The 17277-nt window shown below is 35.5% G+C and carries 15 protein-coding genes; 7 read left to right on the top strand and 8 right to left on the bottom strand.

The window, feature by feature from the left end; all coding sequences use genetic code 11:
* Window positions 1-782 (bottom strand): LON peptidase substrate-binding domain-containing protein (locus V7M80_RS06715; RefSeq protein ID WP_333694936.1); only part of this gene is annotated, 782 nt, incomplete at its 3' end.
* Between the two features lie 166 nt (window positions 783-948).
* The gene (locus tag V7M80_RS06720) at window positions 949-1680 is read right to left on the bottom strand and encodes a hypothetical protein (RefSeq protein ID WP_333694938.1); all 732 of its coding nucleotides are present in this window, start codon (window positions 1678-1680) and stop codon (window positions 949-951) included.
* A gap of 126 nt (window positions 1681-1806) precedes the next feature.
* Here V7M80_RS06720 and V7M80_RS06725 point away from each other — a divergent pair, with 126 nt between their 5' ends.
* From V7M80_RS06725 to V7M80_RS06740, 4 genes are read left to right on the top strand one after another with little or no spacing between them, the layout of a single operon-like run.
* Window positions 1807-2364, top strand: a complete 558-nt coding sequence (locus V7M80_RS06725; RefSeq protein WP_333694940.1) for an RNA polymerase sigma factor — start codon at window positions 1807-1809, stop codon at window positions 2362-2364.
* On the top strand, window positions 2361-2915 hold the full coding sequence (locus V7M80_RS06730; RefSeq protein ID WP_333694941.1) for an anti-sigma factor: 555 nt from the start codon (window positions 2361-2363) through the stop codon (window positions 2913-2915). Before V7M80_RS06725 ends, V7M80_RS06730 begins: the two co-directional genes overlap by 4 nt.
* Window positions 2899-3954, top strand: coding sequence for a hypothetical protein (locus V7M80_RS06735; RefSeq protein ID WP_333694942.1), 1056 nt, complete (start codon window positions 2899-2901; stop codon window positions 3952-3954). The genes V7M80_RS06730 and V7M80_RS06735 overlap by 17 nt, the downstream gene beginning before the upstream one ends.
* An 11-nt stretch (window positions 3955-3965) precedes the next feature.
* Window positions 3966-4688, top strand: a complete 723-nt coding sequence (locus V7M80_RS06740) for a head GIN domain-containing protein (protein WP_333694943.1) — start codon at window positions 3966-3968, stop codon at window positions 4686-4688.
* A 21-nt stretch (window positions 4689-4709) separates the two neighbouring features.
* Here V7M80_RS06740 and V7M80_RS06745 read toward each other — a convergent pair whose 3' ends face one another.
* From V7M80_RS06745 to V7M80_RS06770, 6 genes are all read right to left on the bottom strand, one after another.
* Window positions 4710-6014, bottom strand: a complete 1305-nt coding sequence (locus V7M80_RS06745; RefSeq protein ID WP_333694945.1) for an MFS transporter — start codon at window positions 6012-6014, stop codon at window positions 4710-4712.
* Between the two features lie 63 nt (window positions 6015-6077).
* The gene (locus tag V7M80_RS06750; RefSeq protein WP_333694947.1) at window positions 6078-6896 is read right to left on the bottom strand and encodes a M48 family metallopeptidase; all 819 of its coding nucleotides are present in this window, start codon (window positions 6894-6896) and stop codon (window positions 6078-6080) included.
* A gap of 42 nt (window positions 6897-6938) precedes the next feature.
* On the bottom strand, window positions 6939-9338 hold the full coding sequence (locus V7M80_RS06755; protein ID WP_333694949.1) for a glycoside hydrolase family 31 protein: 2400 nt from the start codon (window positions 9336-9338) through the stop codon (window positions 6939-6941).
* Between the two features lie 175 nt (window positions 9339-9513).
* Window positions 9514-11427, bottom strand: a complete 1914-nt coding sequence (gene glgB / locus V7M80_RS06760; RefSeq protein WP_333694951.1) for a 1,4-alpha-glucan branching protein GlgB — start codon at window positions 11425-11427, stop codon at window positions 9514-9516.
* Window positions 11428-11493: 66 nt separating this feature from the next.
* Entirely contained in the window at window positions 11494-13116 is a 1623-nt protein-coding gene (locus V7M80_RS06765; RefSeq protein ID WP_333694952.1) for a maltokinase N-terminal cap-like domain-containing protein, read from the bottom strand.
* A complete protein-coding gene (locus V7M80_RS06770) occupies window positions 13116-15047 on the bottom strand; it encodes an alpha-1,4-glucan--maltose-1-phosphate maltosyltransferase (protein WP_333694954.1) in 1932 nt (643 codons plus the stop codon). The genes V7M80_RS06765 and V7M80_RS06770 overlap by 1 nt, the downstream gene beginning before the upstream one ends.
* A 74-nt stretch (window positions 15048-15121) precedes the next feature.
* Between V7M80_RS06770 and V7M80_RS06775 the strand changes: the two genes are divergently transcribed.
* From V7M80_RS06775 to msrB (V7M80_RS06785), 3 genes are all read left to right on the top strand, one after another.
* Window positions 15122-15985 (top strand): alpha/beta fold hydrolase, encoded by an 864-nt coding sequence (locus tag V7M80_RS06775; RefSeq protein WP_333694956.1) that lies wholly within the window; start codon window positions 15122-15124, stop codon window positions 15983-15985.
* Window positions 15986-16333: 348 nt separating this feature from the next.
* The gene (gene msrB / locus V7M80_RS06780) at window positions 16334-16807 is read left to right on the top strand and encodes a peptide-methionine (R)-S-oxide reductase MsrB (protein WP_333694957.1); all 474 of its coding nucleotides are present in this window, start codon (window positions 16334-16336) and stop codon (window positions 16805-16807) included.
* Window positions 16804-17193: a peptide-methionine (R)-S-oxide reductase MsrB gene (gene msrB, locus V7M80_RS06785; RefSeq protein WP_333694960.1), complete on the top strand. Its 390-nt coding sequence runs from the start codon at window positions 16804-16806 to the stop codon at window positions 17191-17193. The genes msrB (V7M80_RS06780) and msrB (V7M80_RS06785) overlap by 4 nt, the downstream gene beginning before the upstream one ends.
* Window positions 17194-17277 lie beyond the last annotated feature (84 nt).

Genomic DNA, 17277 nt, shown 5'->3' on the forward strand with positions numbered 1-17277 from the left:
CTTTGTTGCTGATCAAGATCTACTCGAACTTTAGACTGAATATCATTTCGCAATTCTAACTTTTGCAATTCCGTATTCATATACCGCAAAGTAGTAAGAGCTCTTTCTTTCAATACATTCATCATTAATAAATCCTGCTTTTCCTTTACAGAAAGATTCATGTTGGATGAAACAAAATTGATTAAAAACGATTGGCTCTCAATATTTTTAATAGCAAAAGTAGCCTCGGTTGGAATGTTTGGACTTTCTTTTATAATTTTGATTGCCATCTCCTTTATAGATTCAATGATGGCTCCAAATTCGGTATCTGTAGTACCGGGTCTTTTTTCAGGAACTTCTTTAATTAAGGCATTGATGTAAGGCTCCTCTGAAATTACTTTGGTTATTTCAAATCGTTTTTTCCCTTGAAGAATAACTGTTACATTACCATCTGGCATTTTAAGTACTCGCAATATTTGAGCAACAGTACCTATGGAATGAATATCATTGCGTTTCGGATCTTCAACATCCTCATCTTTTTGTGCTACTACACCAATGGTTCTACCGGCTGCATTAGCATCATTAATTAATTTTATCGATTTGTCTCGTCCGGCTGTAATCGGAATAACCACTCCCGGAAACAAAACAGTATTTCGTAAAGGTAATATAGCAATAGAGTTAGGTAACTCTTCATTGGTCATTTCCTCTTCATCCTCCGGCGTCATTAAAGGAATTAAATCAGCATCGGTATCAAAATCATGAAGTGACAATTTGTCTAGTGTAAAAATATTTTGATTTGACATATAAAAAATAAGGTCAATTTGTCATTAAATTAATAAAAGGGATATCAAATATAAAGCATCCTGCCAATTCTATCTAGTAAAAAGAAGAATAAACGATGAAATGCAACATACGGGCTATGTTGGACAAAAGCTATGCCAAAATAACTTACAAGTAAAGTAACCGAATTTAATTCAAATTGTAAGATTGTAACTCATATACCAAATTTGAACCTTGAAGTATCATTTGGTATTTCACCAACCCGATATCTTTGGCAAACCAATAATAGTTGGTGTTTACTACGCCTTGAGTGGTTTGTACCAATTCTACTCTAATAATATTGGTGTAAGTAGTACTTCCAATGGTAAGTGAAGCATTCTTTTCTAAAATCTTACCCACTATGCTTACCGGAGTATTTATGGGTGGTGTTCCCGTAATCGTTGTTGTTTGAGTTAATTCTTGTGTCCAAGTTTGATTTACTTCAAGAAAATCTTTTAAGACCAATATCTCAAGTGGTGAAACGGTAATGGTAGGATTTCCGCCGGTACCCGGAATAGTAACTTGGTTTCTAACGTAATAATTTCCATTCGCTTTTCGGGAATGAACCGTTCCGGTAAAATTACTTCCTCCTAGCGAAACCCCAACAAAGTTTTCATAGGCATAATAGGTTCTACTGTTAATTTGTTCGGTATTGGTAATTCGCATGGGAGCTTGAGGAACCCCATTTTGAGAAAAAGTCCACGAATTATTTTGAGCCATTGGCCAATAATCACCTGTAGAAACTCCTCCTCCGGAACCATTACCACCAGAATTTCCTCCACCAGGTTGTAAAGCCGGATCAATAGGTTCTATATCTGAAGAACAAGAGAACAAAATAAAACTACTAACAAACAACAAAAAAACAGACTTGGAGAAATGCATAGTGTAAAAGATTTTTTCAAATATAAAAATATAAATTTCTAATCCACGAAAAAAAAATTACATTTAATAAAAAAAGTGTAACATTCAAAATTTGAATACGTCTTTATCAAAAACAAACAAAACCAGTTGAGTTTTAAAAGCGAAAATATTGATCAATTAATTTTCCAATGTAAACTGCAAAATTCCAAAGCACAAATGGAAGTTTACAATAGGTACAATAAAGCTATGTATAATGTAGCCATGCGTATTGTAAAAGACGAACATTTTGCAGAAGATGTAATGCAGGAAGCTTTTTTAAAAGCCTTTCAAAAAATAGATACCTTTAAAGGTGAAGTGGCTTTTGGAGCTTGGTTAAAACGAATAGTAGTGAATTACAGTATTGATTTTTACAAAAAAAACAGTCAATTTAACTATGATGATTACGAAACGAAAATCTATAAACTAGAAGATAATTCAGAAGATGAATCCTTAGATTACAATCAAATAAGAGTACAAGAAGTTTTGGAAGCCATGCACAAACTCAAAGAAAGTTACCGTATGATTTTAAATCTTGTACTTATTGAAGGTTATGATCTGGAAGAAGTTTGCGAAATCATTAATATCAGTTATGCCAATTGTAGAACTACTTTGAGTAGAGCCAAGGAAAGTTTACGCAACCAACTTACAAAAAAACAAATGCTATGAAAAGAAATAAAGATACAATTGAACAACTTTTTCAAAATTTTGAAAACCAATGGGATACTAAAACACCAAAAGAAGGTCATTTGGAACGATTTCAGGACAAATTAACTTTGAATAAAACAACTCCCAAAAAAACCAATTGGGTTCCTTTATCCTGGGCGGCCGTATTTTTATTAATTGCCGGATTTATTGGATTTTATCAATTAAATTCAGCCCAATCCGTTTCTGTTGATAACTGGGAACAAACCTCCGTTCAAACCAAAGAAACCCATGATTATTTTGCCTCAGTTGTAGAAAAAGAACTTCAGAACTTAAAAAAAAGAAAAACACCTCAATCTGAAGAAATTATAACCGATGCCCTCAAACAAATGGAAGTTTTTGAAAAAGATTACCAAAAAATAATAGTGGAATTGCAAAAAAACGGAGATACCAAACAATTGCTTCATGCATTAATTCTAAATTTTCAAACTCGGATTTCATTCCTTGAAGACGTCATTAAAAAAATTGAAATAATTAACCAACAAAAAAACATCGAAAATGAAAAATCTATATAGAACTTTAGTCCTTGTTTTGATTTTTTCAAGCGGTTTTGCCAAAGAACACAACGGAAAATACAACAAACAAAAAAATATTAAAAAAACGGTTTCCGTAAATGCTGATGCCTTACTTGATATTTCAAACAAATACGGAAATGTAATGGTCACAACTTGGGATGAAGATAAAATTGACATTGATGTTTTAATTACCATTAGTGGAGATGATGAGGATTGGGTAGATAAAAGATTAGCTTCAATTACTATTGATTTTGATGGAAGTAAAAGTCAATATTCGGCTAAAACTCTTTTTGACAAGATTTCAAATTCCTCTCGTAGAAGTAGTATGGAAATCAATTATACCGTAAAAATTCCAAAAAAAGGCCATCTTAAAATTGAAAATCAATATGGTACTATTGTCACTCATGATCTTTTAGGAAGTACTCAAATTAGTTGTAAATACGGTAAAATATCCCTGGGAAAATTACAGCATACTTCCAATGACATCAAAATAGATTATTGTTCCAAATCGACTATAGAAAGTGTAAAAAATGCAATAATCAATGCCAAGTATTCCGGAATCACAATAGGCAATTTCAATCAATTACATTTAAATACCAGCTACACCGATGTAAGTGTGGCCAACGGAAACCAATTGAAATACGCAAGTAATTATGGTAAAATAGCAATTGGAAAAGTGGGAACTATAGAAGGTAGTGGAAACTATTTAACTTTAAAAATTGATCAAGTTGATACCCATCTTAAAATCAATACCAATTATAGTAATTTCACACTAAACGCTCTATCACCCAAGGCCAATTCAATAACCCTCAACTCGGGATATACCAATATAAAACTGAATCATAGTCCGGATTTAAGTTTTGATTTTGATATAACTACAAAATATGCCAATTTCAAAAGTGAAGCAGCACTGGAATACACAAGCCGAATTGAAACGCAATCCAGTAAATCCTACAAAGGCTATTACAAAAAAAGCGGAGGTAGTAAAATTGTAATAAACTCCGGCTACGGAAATGTGAATTTAAATTTAATCAATTAATAAACTAAATCATGAAAACCTGGATTACATGCTTTGTACTTTTCTTTTGTACTTTAGCTTCTGCTCAATGGAGACAAGAAAAAATTAAAGGAAACGGAAAAATTAGTTCCAAAGAAATAAAAACAAATTCTTATGAAACTCTAAGTATTGGTGGCTCCTTTCACGTTACCCTTATTGAGGGAGCTGAAGGAAATATTAAACTTACCGGAGAAGAAAACATTTTAGAATATGTTGTTGTAGAATGTACCGATTCGGAATTAAAAATTCATACTGAAAAAGGATTTCAATTGCAAACCAGTAAAGGAAACAAAATTGAGATTCAAATACCGATTCAAGAAATTCACAAAATAAATTTAGCCGGTTCCGGAAAAATAGTTTCCAATTTTAAGCTCAAAAGCAACGAACTTAGCGTAACATTAGCCGGTTCGGGAAACATAAAGCTAGATTTACAAACAACAAATGTTGAAGTAAAATTGGCTGGGTCGGGTACCATAGAATTAAAAGGTCAAACTCAAAAATTAGTAGCCGGTTTAGCTGGATCCGGAACATTAAAAGCTCAAGATTTGATTACAGAAACCAGTACCGTTTCTGTTTCCGGATCGGGAAAAATCAATACCTTTTGTAGTGAATTTATAGAGGCCAAAGTTGCCGGTTCTGGGAGTATAGATTATTTGGGTAATCCTAAAAAAGTAGACACAAAAGTAGCCGGTTCCGGAAAAATAAGGATGTTATAAAAGTAGTTTCGGCTTTCTGGGTTATTCTAACTCAGAAGCCGAATCTTTAGGTACTCGTAGCAACAATAATAATCCTGCCACAAAGAAAACCATTAGAAAAACAATCGCATTTCGCATACTTCCGGTGATTTGATCGATTGTTCCGTAGATTGCCATTCCAATGACAATTCCGATTTTTTCGGCTACATCATAAAAACTAAAAAAGGAGGCTGTATCTTCGGTTTTAGGTAAAAATTTTGAATACGTTGAACGAGAAAGTGCTTGTATTCCACCCATTACTAATCCCACAAAACCGGCTGTGACATAAAAATGAATGGGTTCGGTAACAAAATAAGCAAAGACACAAATGATAGCCCAAATGGCATTAATTACAATTAACGTTCTAATGTTACCAAACATTTCAGATGCTCGTGACGTTAAGGTTGCTCCAATAACAGCTACCAATTGAATTACCAATATACTAATGATTAATCCTGTTGTTTTTTCACTATCGGTGGACCAATTGATTTCTTGTTCACCAAAATACGTAGCCACCAACATTACCGTTTGAACTGCCATACTGTACACAAAAAAAGCAACCAAATAGCGGTATAACTTTACGTTATGATACAACTGACTTTGCACTTTTTTTAATTCCTTGAAACCATTAAAAATGACATCTTTCGTTATTTTGTCGGCGTTTTTATTTCCTTTGGGTAAATACCAAAAGGCGTATTGAGCAAAAAGGATCCACCAAATTCCGGTCATCGCAAAGGCCATTCGCATCGCATCTAGAGCTTCTTGTCCTTCTTTTCCTAATATGATATATAAATTTAGAGCCAATAATATTACACTACCAATATACCCCATAGAATAGCCTTTGGCACTTAAACTGTCTTGTTGATCTTTGTGAGCAATATCCGGTAAATACGAATTATAAAATACCAAACTTCCCCAAAATCCAATCAATCCAAAGAAAAAGCAAACAATTCCAAAATAGATATTTTCAGCTGTAAACCAATACATTCCTATACAGGATAAGGCTCCCAAATAACAAAAAATTTGAAGAAATCGTTTTTTATTACCGGCAAAATCGGCAATTCCGGATAGAATTGGTGAAATAAACGCCACACATAAAAAAGCAAAAGCAGTAACAAAACTGATTAAAGCAGTACTTTTAAATTCGTAACCCATAAAAAGCACATTCGGATTTTCTTTCGGAAATAAAAATCCATAATAAAGCGGAAAGATAGAAGACGAAATCACTAACGGATAAACCGAATTTGCCCAGTCATAAAATGCCCAAGCATTTAAAAGCTTACTACTTCCTTTTTCGAGTATTGCCATAATTTTAGTTTTTGGTCATAAAAAAAGCTGTTCTAAAAAGAACAGCTTCGAAGATAAGTTTTTTTATTTGAATACAACACCATATTTTGCTGCTTCGGCTTTTGCTTCCGGTATCCATTTTGTCAAATTGGTAACACGTGTATTGTGTGAAGGGTGTGTACTCATAAATTCAGGTGGAGCTTGACCTCCAGACGCCGCACCCATTCGTTCCCAAAAAGGAACAGCCGCTTCCGGATTGTAGCCCGCAATAGCCATTAATATAAGACCAATTTTATCGGCTTCACTTTCATGTTTTCTACTAAAAGGCAACATTCCAAACATCTGAGAACCTGCACCATAAGCTGTCATTGCTAGGGCTTGAGTTTGTTCATTTTTTTCACCAACTGCCAATCCAACTCCGGCTGCTCCAGCTTGTTGAATAATCCCGGCACTCATGCGTTGTTGTCCGTGATTTAATAAAGCATGAGCAACTTCATGTCCCATTACGGTGGCTAAACCGGCCTCATCTTTTGTCACAGGAAGAATACCCGTATATACCACAATTTTTCCTCCCGGCATACACCAAGCGTTTACTGCTTTATCTTCTACCAATCGATACTCCCATTGGTAATCTTTTAAATAATTTGAATGGCCTATAGCAGCCAACCATTTTTCGGCAGCTTGCTTGATTTTGATTCCCACAGATTCTACTCGCTTTGCATCCGCAGTTCCTGTCACTACTTTATTTTCTTTTAAGAAAGCGTCATATTGTTGAAAAGCAGTTGGAAAAATAGAACTATTGTCTACTAAAGCTAAAGTACTTTTTCCCGTCAAAGGGTTTGTTGCACATCCCATCGTTAAAATGAATGTGCTAAATAAACTAAAGGCAAATATACGTTTCATGTTTCTAATATTTTAAAGTATAAAAATACGAAAAGTAATACACTAATTACCAATAATATGCAATTCACTGAAAAATTTATCAACAGATATCGTGTTCATACCATCAAATTCAAGCGAATTCAAATCTACTTTTTCATTGTCAATTTCAATTTCTTTAATTTGAAATGGCAAGCCTATGAACTGAATTTTAAATTTTTGATAGTTTGTTACAAACTCCCCTTCTTTATGCAATTGAATAATCAATTCATTTTCTTTTCCGGTCAAATTAAAAGTACGCAATGAAAATCTTCCTTTATTATAATCATAACCATCTTGAGCATCTTCATATAAAACGGTTTTTTCTTTTCCGAATGTATAATATACCTCAAGTGTAATTTCGTCAAAATCTTTTTCGCCCACATATTGTTGAACCGGATATTTCGGAATTATAGCTCCTTCTTTGATAAAAATCGGAATTTGATCATAATCGGTTGCTACCCATAATTCTCTTTTACCTTCCACCAATTCATTCGTCCAATAATTATACCATTTCCCTTTAGGTAAATACATACGGCGACCTAAAGCATTGGGCTCTAAAATCGGACAAACTAAAATATGATTACCAAATATAAATTCATCGGTTCGATATAAGGTTTGAATATCCTCCTGATCAAAATATACCAAAGGTTTTAACATGGGTTCGCCCTCGTTCACATATTTCCAAAACATGGTATATAAATAGGGTAATAATTGATAGCGAAGATTCACAAATTTGCGGGTAATATTGACTACATCTTCTCCAAATGACCACGGTTCTTGCTCGCCATGATCTCCGGATGAATGGGTTCTGCAAAACGGATGAAACACGCCTAACTGAATCCAACGAGCATACAATTCGCCCGAAGGTTGTTCGGCAAAACCACCAATATCAGAACCGGTAAATCCCATTCCGCTAATCGACATACGTTGCATTTGAATGTTGGCTATCCATAAATGCTCCCAAGTAGCTACGTTGTCACCCGTCCAAGACGAAGTATAACGTTGAGCACCGGAATAAGCCGATCGCGTGATTATAAAAGGTCGTTTAGGATAAGCAAATCGCTTCACTCCTTCGTAGGTTGCTCTGGCCATTTGTGTTCCGTAAATGTTATGAGCTTTTCGGTGGCTACACGGATTTCCATCGTAATCATGACGCACATCCATCGGGAAAGTTTTTCCGGGAACATCCATTACAGCAGGCTCATTCATATCATTCCACACTCCTTTTACCCCAATATCCGAAATCAATTCTTTGAACAAACCGGCCCACCATTCGCGTACTTCAGGATTGGTATAATCCGGAAAATTACACTCACCCGGCCAAACTTTTCCTTTCATATAGGGTCCGTCGGCTCGTTTGCAGAAATAATCTTTTTCTAATGCTTCTTGATACACCCAGTATTCTTTGTCAATTTTAATTCCGGGGTCAATAATGACAACGGTTTTAAAACCGTCTTTGGCTAATTCGGCTACCATTCGCTTGGGTTCCGGAAAATATTCTTTGCTCCACGTAAAACAACGGAAACCTTCCATATAATCGATATCCAAATAAATCGCATCACACGGAATTTGTAATTTTCTAAAAGTGGATGTGATTTCTTTCACTTTACTTTCCGGATAATAACTCCATTTACATTGATGATACCCTAAGGTCCACATGGGTGGAAGCTCTGGTTTCCCGGTAAGATGCGTATAATTCGTGACCACATCTTTCATTTTTGGACCGTAGATAAAATAATAATTCATCTCCCCTCCTTCGGCCCAAAAACTGGTTACATTTCTTCGCTCATGACAAAAATCAAAAAAAGTGCGGAACGTATTGTCAAAAAAGATTCCGTATGCTTTGTTGTGATGTAATCCAATATAAAAAGGTACCACTTTATACAAAGGCTCTTGATCGCGATGAAAAGCGTATTGATCGGTAGCCCAATTTTCAACACGTTTTCCTTTTAAGTTTAAATGTGTAGCTTTATCGCCCAAACCATAATAACATTCGCCATCATTGGCTTTTTTGCTCATTTTGACGATATTTCCACCAAACTCATAACTTTCTTCCCAATGAAAACCAATTTCATCATCCAAAATTTGAAAACCTTCTAAATCAAAAATCGAAACTTTGGCATTTTCTTTATTGATTTTGCAAACAATTTTACTGGTGGTAATGGTATAAAAAGTTTTATGTTCTTCAACATTCAATTCATTGTAACCGTGAGATTGTCCTTTATCAATAGCATACGAGAAATCCTTATTGAAATAGCCTTTGGTAGTATAACGAAAACGAATCATACTATCGCGAAGAATCGTAATCTTTAAAACCACATTATTTTCGGTATTAAAAAAGACGTTGTCTACATCTTGGTTAAAGGAAATTATCTTAGCAGGAAACTGATCGCCTTTGTATTCTAGTTCGGTATTTGTAATCATACTTTCGGGTTATAATGTTCAAATTTACAAAGTTGAACCTATTTATTTGTTTTTAATTTTAGGTTTTATTAACTCAAACGTTTGCGGTGTGGATAAAATAGAAATCCCTCTTTTCAGGAGGGATTTAAACCTAATAGGTTTTAAAAACCTGTCAGGTTTAATGACTCAAAATATTCTACTTTAAAGAAACCTTAAAAACCGAAACTCCCAAAGGTGGCAATGTCAATTCTGCCGAAAAATCTCTTCCGTTCCAGGGTTCTTTTTCTATTTTGATGGCTTTTTTGTTGGTAACACCGCTTCCACCGTATTCCACTTTATCAGAATTGAAAATTTCTGTCAATTTTCCTTTGGAAGGTAATCCGATGCGATAATGCTCCCGAACAACTGGTGTGAAATTGCAAACTACAATCAAATTATCTTTGTCATCATTTCCTTTACGGATATAACTCAACACCGCATTTTGATGGTCGGAATAGTTAATCCACTCAAAACCATCGGCTGTGAATTGTTTTTCAAACAAAGCCGGATACGTTTTATACATTTCGTTTAAATCCGTAATGCATTTTTTAATGCCATCGTGATAACCATAATTCAACAAATGCCAATCTAAACTTCCATCAAATTTCCACTCGGCACGTTGACCAAATTCAGCACCCATGAACAATAAATTCGTTCCGGGATGCGTGAACATATAGCCGTAAAGCAAACGTAAATTGGCAAACTGCTGCCATTCATCGCCTGTCATTCGTCCTAAAATGGATTTTTTGCCATACACCACTTCATCGTGTGAAAGCGGTAACATAAAGTTTTCTGAAAACGCATAGGTCATCGAAAATGTCAAATCATTTTGATGGTATTTTCGGTAAATCGATTCGCGTTTGAAATATTGCAAGGTGTCGTGCATCCATCCCATCATCCATTTCATTCCAAATCCTAAACCGCCAATTGAAGTGGGTCTGGAAACCATTGGAAACGAAGTACTTTCTTCGGCAATGGTCTGTACTCCTTCATAATTAGAATAAACCGCTTCGTTAAAATCTTTTAAGAAACTAATCGTGTCTAAATTTTCCCTTCCGCCAAAAATATTCGGTTCCCACTCTCCTTCTTTTCTGGAATAATCCAAATACAACATCGAAGCCACAGCATCAACACGAAGACCATCCGCATGGTAATTATCCAACCAAAACAACGCATTTGAAATCAAAAATGAACGCACTTCATTTCTGCCGTAATTGAAAACTAAACTTTTCCAATCGGGATGATAGCCTTTTCTTCGATCGGGATGTTCATACAAATTAGAACCGTCAAAAAATCCTAAACCATGAGCATCGTCTGGAAAATGCGACGGAACCCAGTCTAAAATCACACCTATTCCGGCTTGATGCAATTTATCCACCAAGAACATAAAATCCTGCGGTTTTCCAAATCGGGACGTTGGAGCAAAATAACCTACCAACTGATAACCCCACGAAGGATCATACGGATATTCCATAATCGGCATAAATTCCACGTGTGTGAAACCGGTTTCTTTGACATAATTCACCAAATCTTCTGCCAGTTCTAAATAGGTTAGCGAACGATCTTGCTCCAAATTGCGTTTCCACGAGCCCAAGTGCACTTCATACACCGAATACGGTTTGTCTAAACCATTTTTATCCTTTCGGGAATCCATCCATTTTTTGTCTTTCCATTTGTATTCCAAATCCCAAATGACCGAAGCGGTTTGGGGTGGTTTTTCGCAATACAACGCAAACGGATCGGCTTTTTCCGTGATAATTCCGTTATTATTGGACTGAATTTTATATTTGTATTTGGTTCCTTTATCTACTCCTGGAATAAATCCTTCCCAAATTCCGGAAGAATCCCAACGCACAAACAATTGATGTTCGCCCTGAATCCAGTAATTAAAATCTCCCACGACAGAAACCGAACGTGCAGACGGAGCCCAAACGGCAAAATAAACGCCTTTTACGCCGTTGACCTCGATGAGATGAGCACCTAATTTTTCGTATAATCTAAAATGTTTTCCGGCTTTGAATAAGGCGATGTCAAAATCGGTGAAAAGGGAATGTGGTTGTACTAGGTTCATATGTTTTAACCTTAAAGGTTTTATAATTTCTATTTTCTTTTCTTTTTCTACTATTTTCTTTTACTTCTAATAATTCATAATACTCTGAATCCCCCGCAACGGAATCACCGCCCATCTCGGTCTCGAATTCAATTCATAACCCAACTCATAAACCGCTTTTTCTAGCAAGCAATACTTCAACAAAAAGTCGATTTCGTGGTTGTAACCAATGTTTAGATTTCCGGATTGAGCTTTTTCGATGTAGGTTTCCAAAAAGACGCCCACAAAATATTTATACAAAATTTCCCCGGCTTTAAACAATTCTTCTTGTTCATACGGATATTTTTCTTTGTTGTTAAAAATCGTCGCATAAATGGCATAATGAAACGAACGAAACATGCCTGCCACATCTTTCAATGGAGGTTGTTTTACTTTTCGGTCACGAATGGTGCTTTCCGGTTCGCCTTCAAAATCTAAAATGTAAAAATCATCGCCATTCACCAACACTTGTCCCAAATGATAATCGCCGTGAATGCGAATGCGTTCCGATTTCATTTTCGTCCAATCAAAATCGACAAAATGTTTTCGGACTAACTTTTTATTTTCCATGAATTGATGAGCCAACTCCAATGCTAATCCGTCTAATTTATGCAAACTGTTTTCAATGATATTCAATCGGTTTTGAAACTGATACAACATTCTATTTTTCAACCAAACGGTATAGTCACCGTTGTAAGTAGTTGGTGTAAAAGCCGTTTCGTGAATATCGCTTCCTAACGCAATGTGCATTTCTGCCGTTCGCAAAGCCAAAGTTTGAATGCGTAAAAACAAACTCAACCCTACCCAATCAATAATTTCGGGCGGAATTTCATTTATCCGCAACCGTTTAAACATCGCGATATCGGGTAATTTATCGATTTTGATTTTTTTGCGTTTCAAATTATCAAAAACACCGTCAATTTGTTCCAACATAAATTTCCACGCATCGCCTTGATTGGAAACCAATTCTTGCATCAAACCCAGCGTAATATTTCCTTCGGCCAAAGCCAAATTAATACTTCCGGTATAGCGTGGTGTATTTTCAAAATGCATGCGTTCCGTCAAAAAACGACTGATTTCATAATCGGGATTGGTGCTGACATAAATGCGTCGGAAAATCTTCAACACAAACGAATCGTTGTAAATGATTGATGTGTTACTTTGCTCCAATCCCATAAAACGAGAAGATTGATATTCTTCTTTTTCAATAGATGAACCTTTGTGAAAAACCAATTTCAATCCGGGTGTTTCTTTTGACTTTACAATATTGTCAAACAACAACTTACGGAAATCTTCTTGATGTAAAGCATCAACTAAATAACCGGTTTGTTTTCCCATGACAACCGGAGCAATTACAGTGCTCGTATCCAACTCTTCTTTAGCCATAAATGCTAAAGGCATAAAATAATGTTGGTAAAATGCTTCTTTGAAATTCACTTCCAACAACACACCATAATACGTATTCTTCTTGGAGGTTATTTTAAAATGATCGACCACCTCGATATACTTTAACGTACTCGCTTTTCCGCCATACCAACGTTTGTTGATGATATAATTTTCTAATATATCGGATGAAAAAACCTTGACAAAATTGTCATCTTCAAAACAAGAGGCCCATTCGGTTTTAAATTCGAATGTACTGGTAAAAGTATCTTGGTTAGTCGTATTCATTAGCGTTCAATTTTAAATAAATGAAAAGGTAATGCCGGATGGAGTTCTACAAAATTCCACTCTCTATCCCACCAATAACTATTTCCGGTAATTAAATCAGTCACCCTAACCGGTTGATTTCCCAATTCTTCCAACGGTAATCGAACCACACCTTGTTTAGGATAATACGGATCGAGATTGCATATCATCAAAGTATGATCAGATTTAGCATCATCAAATTTATAGTACGCAATTAATTGCTCATTATCCGTTTTACAAAAAACAACATTATTCGTTTGTTGAAGTGATGCATGCTCTTTTCGAATGTGATTGAGGCGTGTAATAATTGTAGTCAATTTATTCTTTGCCTCCCAATTCCAATGATAAACTTCATATTTTTCTGAATTCAAATACTCTTCCTTGCCAGGTATGGCTTCATGTACCATAAACTCATAAGCCGGTCCATAAATCCCTACACTTGAACTCAAAGTTGCCGCTAAAAAATACTTCTGTAAATAAACCGATTCATTACCGGTTTGCAAAGCATAAGGTAATATATCCGGTGTATTAGGCCAGAAATTTGGTCGGAAAAACTCTTTTTGTTCGGTTTGCGTTAATTCTGTGACATATTCAATCAATTCAGCTTTCGTATTTCGCCAAGTAAAATAGGTATAGGATTGTGTAAATCCTTGTTTGGCTAACTCATGCATGATTTTCGGACGTGTAAATGCTTCCGACAAAAACAACACATCCGGATGTTTTTTCTTTATCTCACCTATCAACCATCCCCAAAAATAAAAGGGTTTTGTGTGCGGATTATCCACACGGAAAACGCGAATTCCACATTCTTCAACCCAAAATAAAGCTACATCTAACAATTCTTTCCATAAGTTTTTCCAGTCGCCACTTTCAAAATAAATAGGTTGAATATCTTGGTATTTTTTGGGTGGATTTTCAGCATATTGCACCGTTCCGTCCGGACGCCATTTAAACCATTGCGGAAAATCTTTCACATACGGATGATCGGGAGCAGCTTGCAACGCATAATCCATAGCCACTTCAATGCCCATCGATTGGGCTTTTTTAACCAGTGATTTAAAATCGTCAATAGTTCCTAATTCAGGATGCGTTGATTTATGTCCGCCATGTTTAGAACCAATTCCCCACGGCGAACCTACATCGCCTTTTTCAGCCGTAGTAGCATTGTTTTTACCCTTGCGATTTACTTCTCCAATCGGATGAATCGGTGGAAAATACAAGGTATCAAAACCCATTTCGGATACCCTCGGCAATAAACGTTCGCAATCTTTAAACGTTCCGTGTTTGCCCGGAGTTTCTGAAGTAGAACGTGGAAAAAATTCATACCAAGTACTAAACAAAGCTTTTTTTCGATCCACATACACCTTCAATTCCGCAGAAGAATTTGCTAATGTTCGAGTTGGGTATTTTTTAAAAATCTGATGTAATTCATCCGACAACGCAATCGCAATCGCAGAATCGTATAATTTAGCATCTTGAAACGCTTTAATGGCGGAATTCAAATAGGCTTTTTCCTCTTTTGTAACTTCTTTTAAAATCGCTTGACAGTACTCCGCTCCTTCCAACAACTCCGATTTCACATGCTGATTGTCGTTTATTTTTCGTTCCGTTCCGTGTTGCCAATTCAAAGCATAATCCACCCAACCTTCAATAAAATAGGAGTAAAATCCCTGCTTTTCAACAAAAAATTCAGCTTCCCATTCGTCATTTTCAGTCGGAGACATTCGCACTTCACTCCATTGTTTTTCTTTTTCATGTTTAAATTTCACACAGCATTCTACCACATCATGACCGTCTGAAAAAACATGTGCCGAAACATTCACTTTTTGATTTACAATTCGTTTAATATAAAAAGAACCTCCATCTAATTGAGGTTTCACACTTTCAATTATGATTCGTGTTTGATTTTGCATTTTAAGTAAATTTTATGAGCCTTAAATTAACAAAAAAATAGATTAAATCTTACCTTGCCATAAAAATTATTGAAATGTCAAAAAAAACCAAATCTGACAATCAATCCTTGCAGATTCCTAAGCCAATTCTCGTAACAGCTAAAATTTTCGAAGCAATTTCACCAAAATTAGCTACACTATTTGCTGCAAAACTGTTCACAACACCTATCAAATACAAAATTCCAAAACGTGAACTTCATATGTTGAAGCAAAGCGAACACCAAAATTTGTTTATTCCTTCAATTAACAAAAACATATATGTTTACCAATACGGTAAAAGTCAGAAAAAAATTTTACTCGTTCACGGTTGGTCTGGAAGAGGGACTCAACTCGTAAAAATAGCTGATGAATTGTTAAAACAGGGCTATTCAACCATCAGTTTCGATGCTCCAGCTCACGGAAAAAGTAAAGGTAATTCATCTATTATGACCGAATTTATTGCGAGTATCCACGAATTGAATAAACAATTCGGCCCTTTTGAATTCGCAATAGGTCATTCACTTGGAGGTATGGCAATTACCAATGCAATCAATCAAAACCTAAAAGTCAAAAAAGCCGTAATTATAGGTAGTGGCGATTTAATTCAAGACATTATAACCGATTTTATTCAAAAAATACAACTCAAACCTGAAATTGGTGATAGAATGCGTATCCATTTTGAAAAAAAATTTGGCGAACCCATGAATAATTATTCCACATCAGTGGTGTCAAAAAATATTGAAACACCTATTTTAATCATACATGACGAAGACGATTCAGATGTAAATGTAAAATGTGCTCATAACATTCACAACCATCTAAAAAATAGTAAGCTAATGATTACCAAAAAGTTAGGTCACCGAAAAATACTTGGAAACGAAAAAGTAATCGAAGAAATAATTACTTTTATCAAGAGCTAATTCAGCTACCTGCCTGGCGGTAGGCTGGTTCGCTGAATCCCGATAGCTATCGGGACAGACATCAAGCATTTTTCTACCACTTTTTTGTAGCTTATTTTGGTCGCTCCAAAAAGTGAAGAAAAATTAGCTTTCATTCCTGCGGGGTATCAGCTACTATCCGGGCTAGGATATGTGCCAAAAAGGAATAATGATGATAATTTAAGCTACAAATTAGCACTAATTTTATTCGTTTTAAATTCGTGCTAATTCGTGTAATTCGTGGCATAAGATTTGTAAAGTTATAGGTTCTTACACCTGACAGGTTTTAAAAACCTGTCAGGTGTCAATAAAAAATTTAATAAAACCGCTATGAAAAAATTAATGTTAATTCTATCAATCTTTTCCTTAACCGCCTGCCAAGGCCAAAAAAAGGAAACTAAAAAACCATTCAAAGTAGTCAAAACTGAAGCCGAATGGAAGGCCGAACTCACGCCAGAACAATATGAAGTTCTACGTAAAAAAGGAACAGAAAGAGCCTTTACCGGAGAATATTGGAATCATTTTGAAGAAGGACAATACGTTTGTGCCGGTTGTGAAAATCCATTATTCACCTCAGAAACCAAATTCGAATCCGATTGCGGTTGGCCTTCTTTTGACCAAGCCATCAAAGGTTCAGTAATCTATGAAAATGATTATAGTTTTGGCATGTCACGTATTGAAGTTATGTGTGCTAACTGTGGCGGTCACCTCGGTCACGTTTTTAATGATGGACCAAAAGAAACTACCGGAAAACGCTTTTGTACCAATTCCGTTTCTGTTAAATTTAAACCTAAAACCAAATGAGTTACAAAATCCATAAAACTGAAGAAGAATGGAAAGCTCAATTAGGCTCAGAAAAATACAAAATCCTCCGCCAAAAAGGAACAGAATTTCCACACACCGGACAATACAACCTTCATTTTGAAAAAGGCACTTATTGTTGTGCCGGTTGTGGAGATCCTTTATTCGAAAGTTCTACTAAATTCAATTCACATTGTGGCTGGCCTTCTTTCGACGCTTCCATTCCCGGAAAAGTAGAATACATTAAAGATACTTCCCATGGAATGATTCGTACCGAAATATTATGCTCATCTTGCGGCGGGCATCTTGGTCACGTATTCGATGATGGTCCTACTGAAACTGGTATTCGATATTGTGTCAATTCGCTTTCAATTGATTTTAAAAAATAATTTTTTCTATTTATTTCCAAAACAAAAAACCCCTCATCTTTAGAAGAGGGGTTTAAAAATATACTTTAATACATTATTTTTTTG

The organism is Flavobacterium sp. (genome assembly GCF_036759525.1).
Lineage (GTDB): Bacteria > Bacteroidota > Bacteroidia > Flavobacteriales > Flavobacteriaceae > Flavobacterium.

Excerpts from the sequence above, each read along its gene's own strand:
- V7M80_RS06735 (WP_333694942.1), top strand. The coding sequence starts at position 2,899 with ATGAAAAATCTATATAGAACTTTAGTCCTTGTTTTGATTTTTTCAAGC.
- msrB (WP_333694960.1), top strand. The coding sequence starts at position 16,804 with ATGAGTTACAAAATCCATAAAACTGAAGAAGAATGGAAAGCTCAATTA.
- V7M80_RS06770 (WP_333694954.1), bottom strand. The coding sequence starts at position 15,047 with ATGCAAAATCAAACACGAATCATAATTGAAAGTGTGAAACCTCAATTA.
- V7M80_RS06720 (WP_333694938.1), bottom strand. The coding sequence starts at position 1,680 with ATGCATTTCTCCAAGTCTGTTTTTTTGTTGTTTGTTAGTAGTTTTATT.
- V7M80_RS06765 (WP_333694952.1), bottom strand. The coding sequence starts at position 13,116 with ATGAATACGACTAACCAAGATACTTTTACCAGTACATTCGAATTTAAA.
- msrB (WP_333694957.1), top strand. The coding sequence starts at position 16,334 with ATGAAAAAATTAATGTTAATTCTATCAATCTTTTCCTTAACCGCCTGC.
- V7M80_RS06755 (WP_333694949.1), bottom strand. The coding sequence starts at position 9,338 with ATGATTACAAATACCGAACTAGAATACAAAGGCGATCAGTTTCCTGCT.
- V7M80_RS06745 (WP_333694945.1), bottom strand. The coding sequence starts at position 6,014 with ATGGCAATACTCGAAAAAGGAAGTAGTAAGCTTTTAAATGCTTGGGCA.
- V7M80_RS06730 (WP_333694941.1), top strand. The coding sequence starts at position 2,361 with ATGAAAAGAAATAAAGATACAATTGAACAACTTTTTCAAAATTTTGAA.
- V7M80_RS06750 (WP_333694947.1), bottom strand. The coding sequence starts at position 6,896 with ATGAAACGTATATTTGCCTTTAGTTTATTTAGCACATTCATTTTAACG.
- V7M80_RS06775 (WP_333694956.1), top strand. The coding sequence starts at position 15,122 with ATGTCAAAAAAAACCAAATCTGACAATCAATCCTTGCAGATTCCTAAG.
- glgB (WP_333694951.1), bottom strand. The coding sequence starts at position 11,427 with ATGAACCTAGTACAACCACATTCCCTTTTCACCGATTTTGACATCGCC.
- V7M80_RS06740 (WP_333694943.1), top strand. The coding sequence starts at position 3,966 with ATGAAAACCTGGATTACATGCTTTGTACTTTTCTTTTGTACTTTAGCT.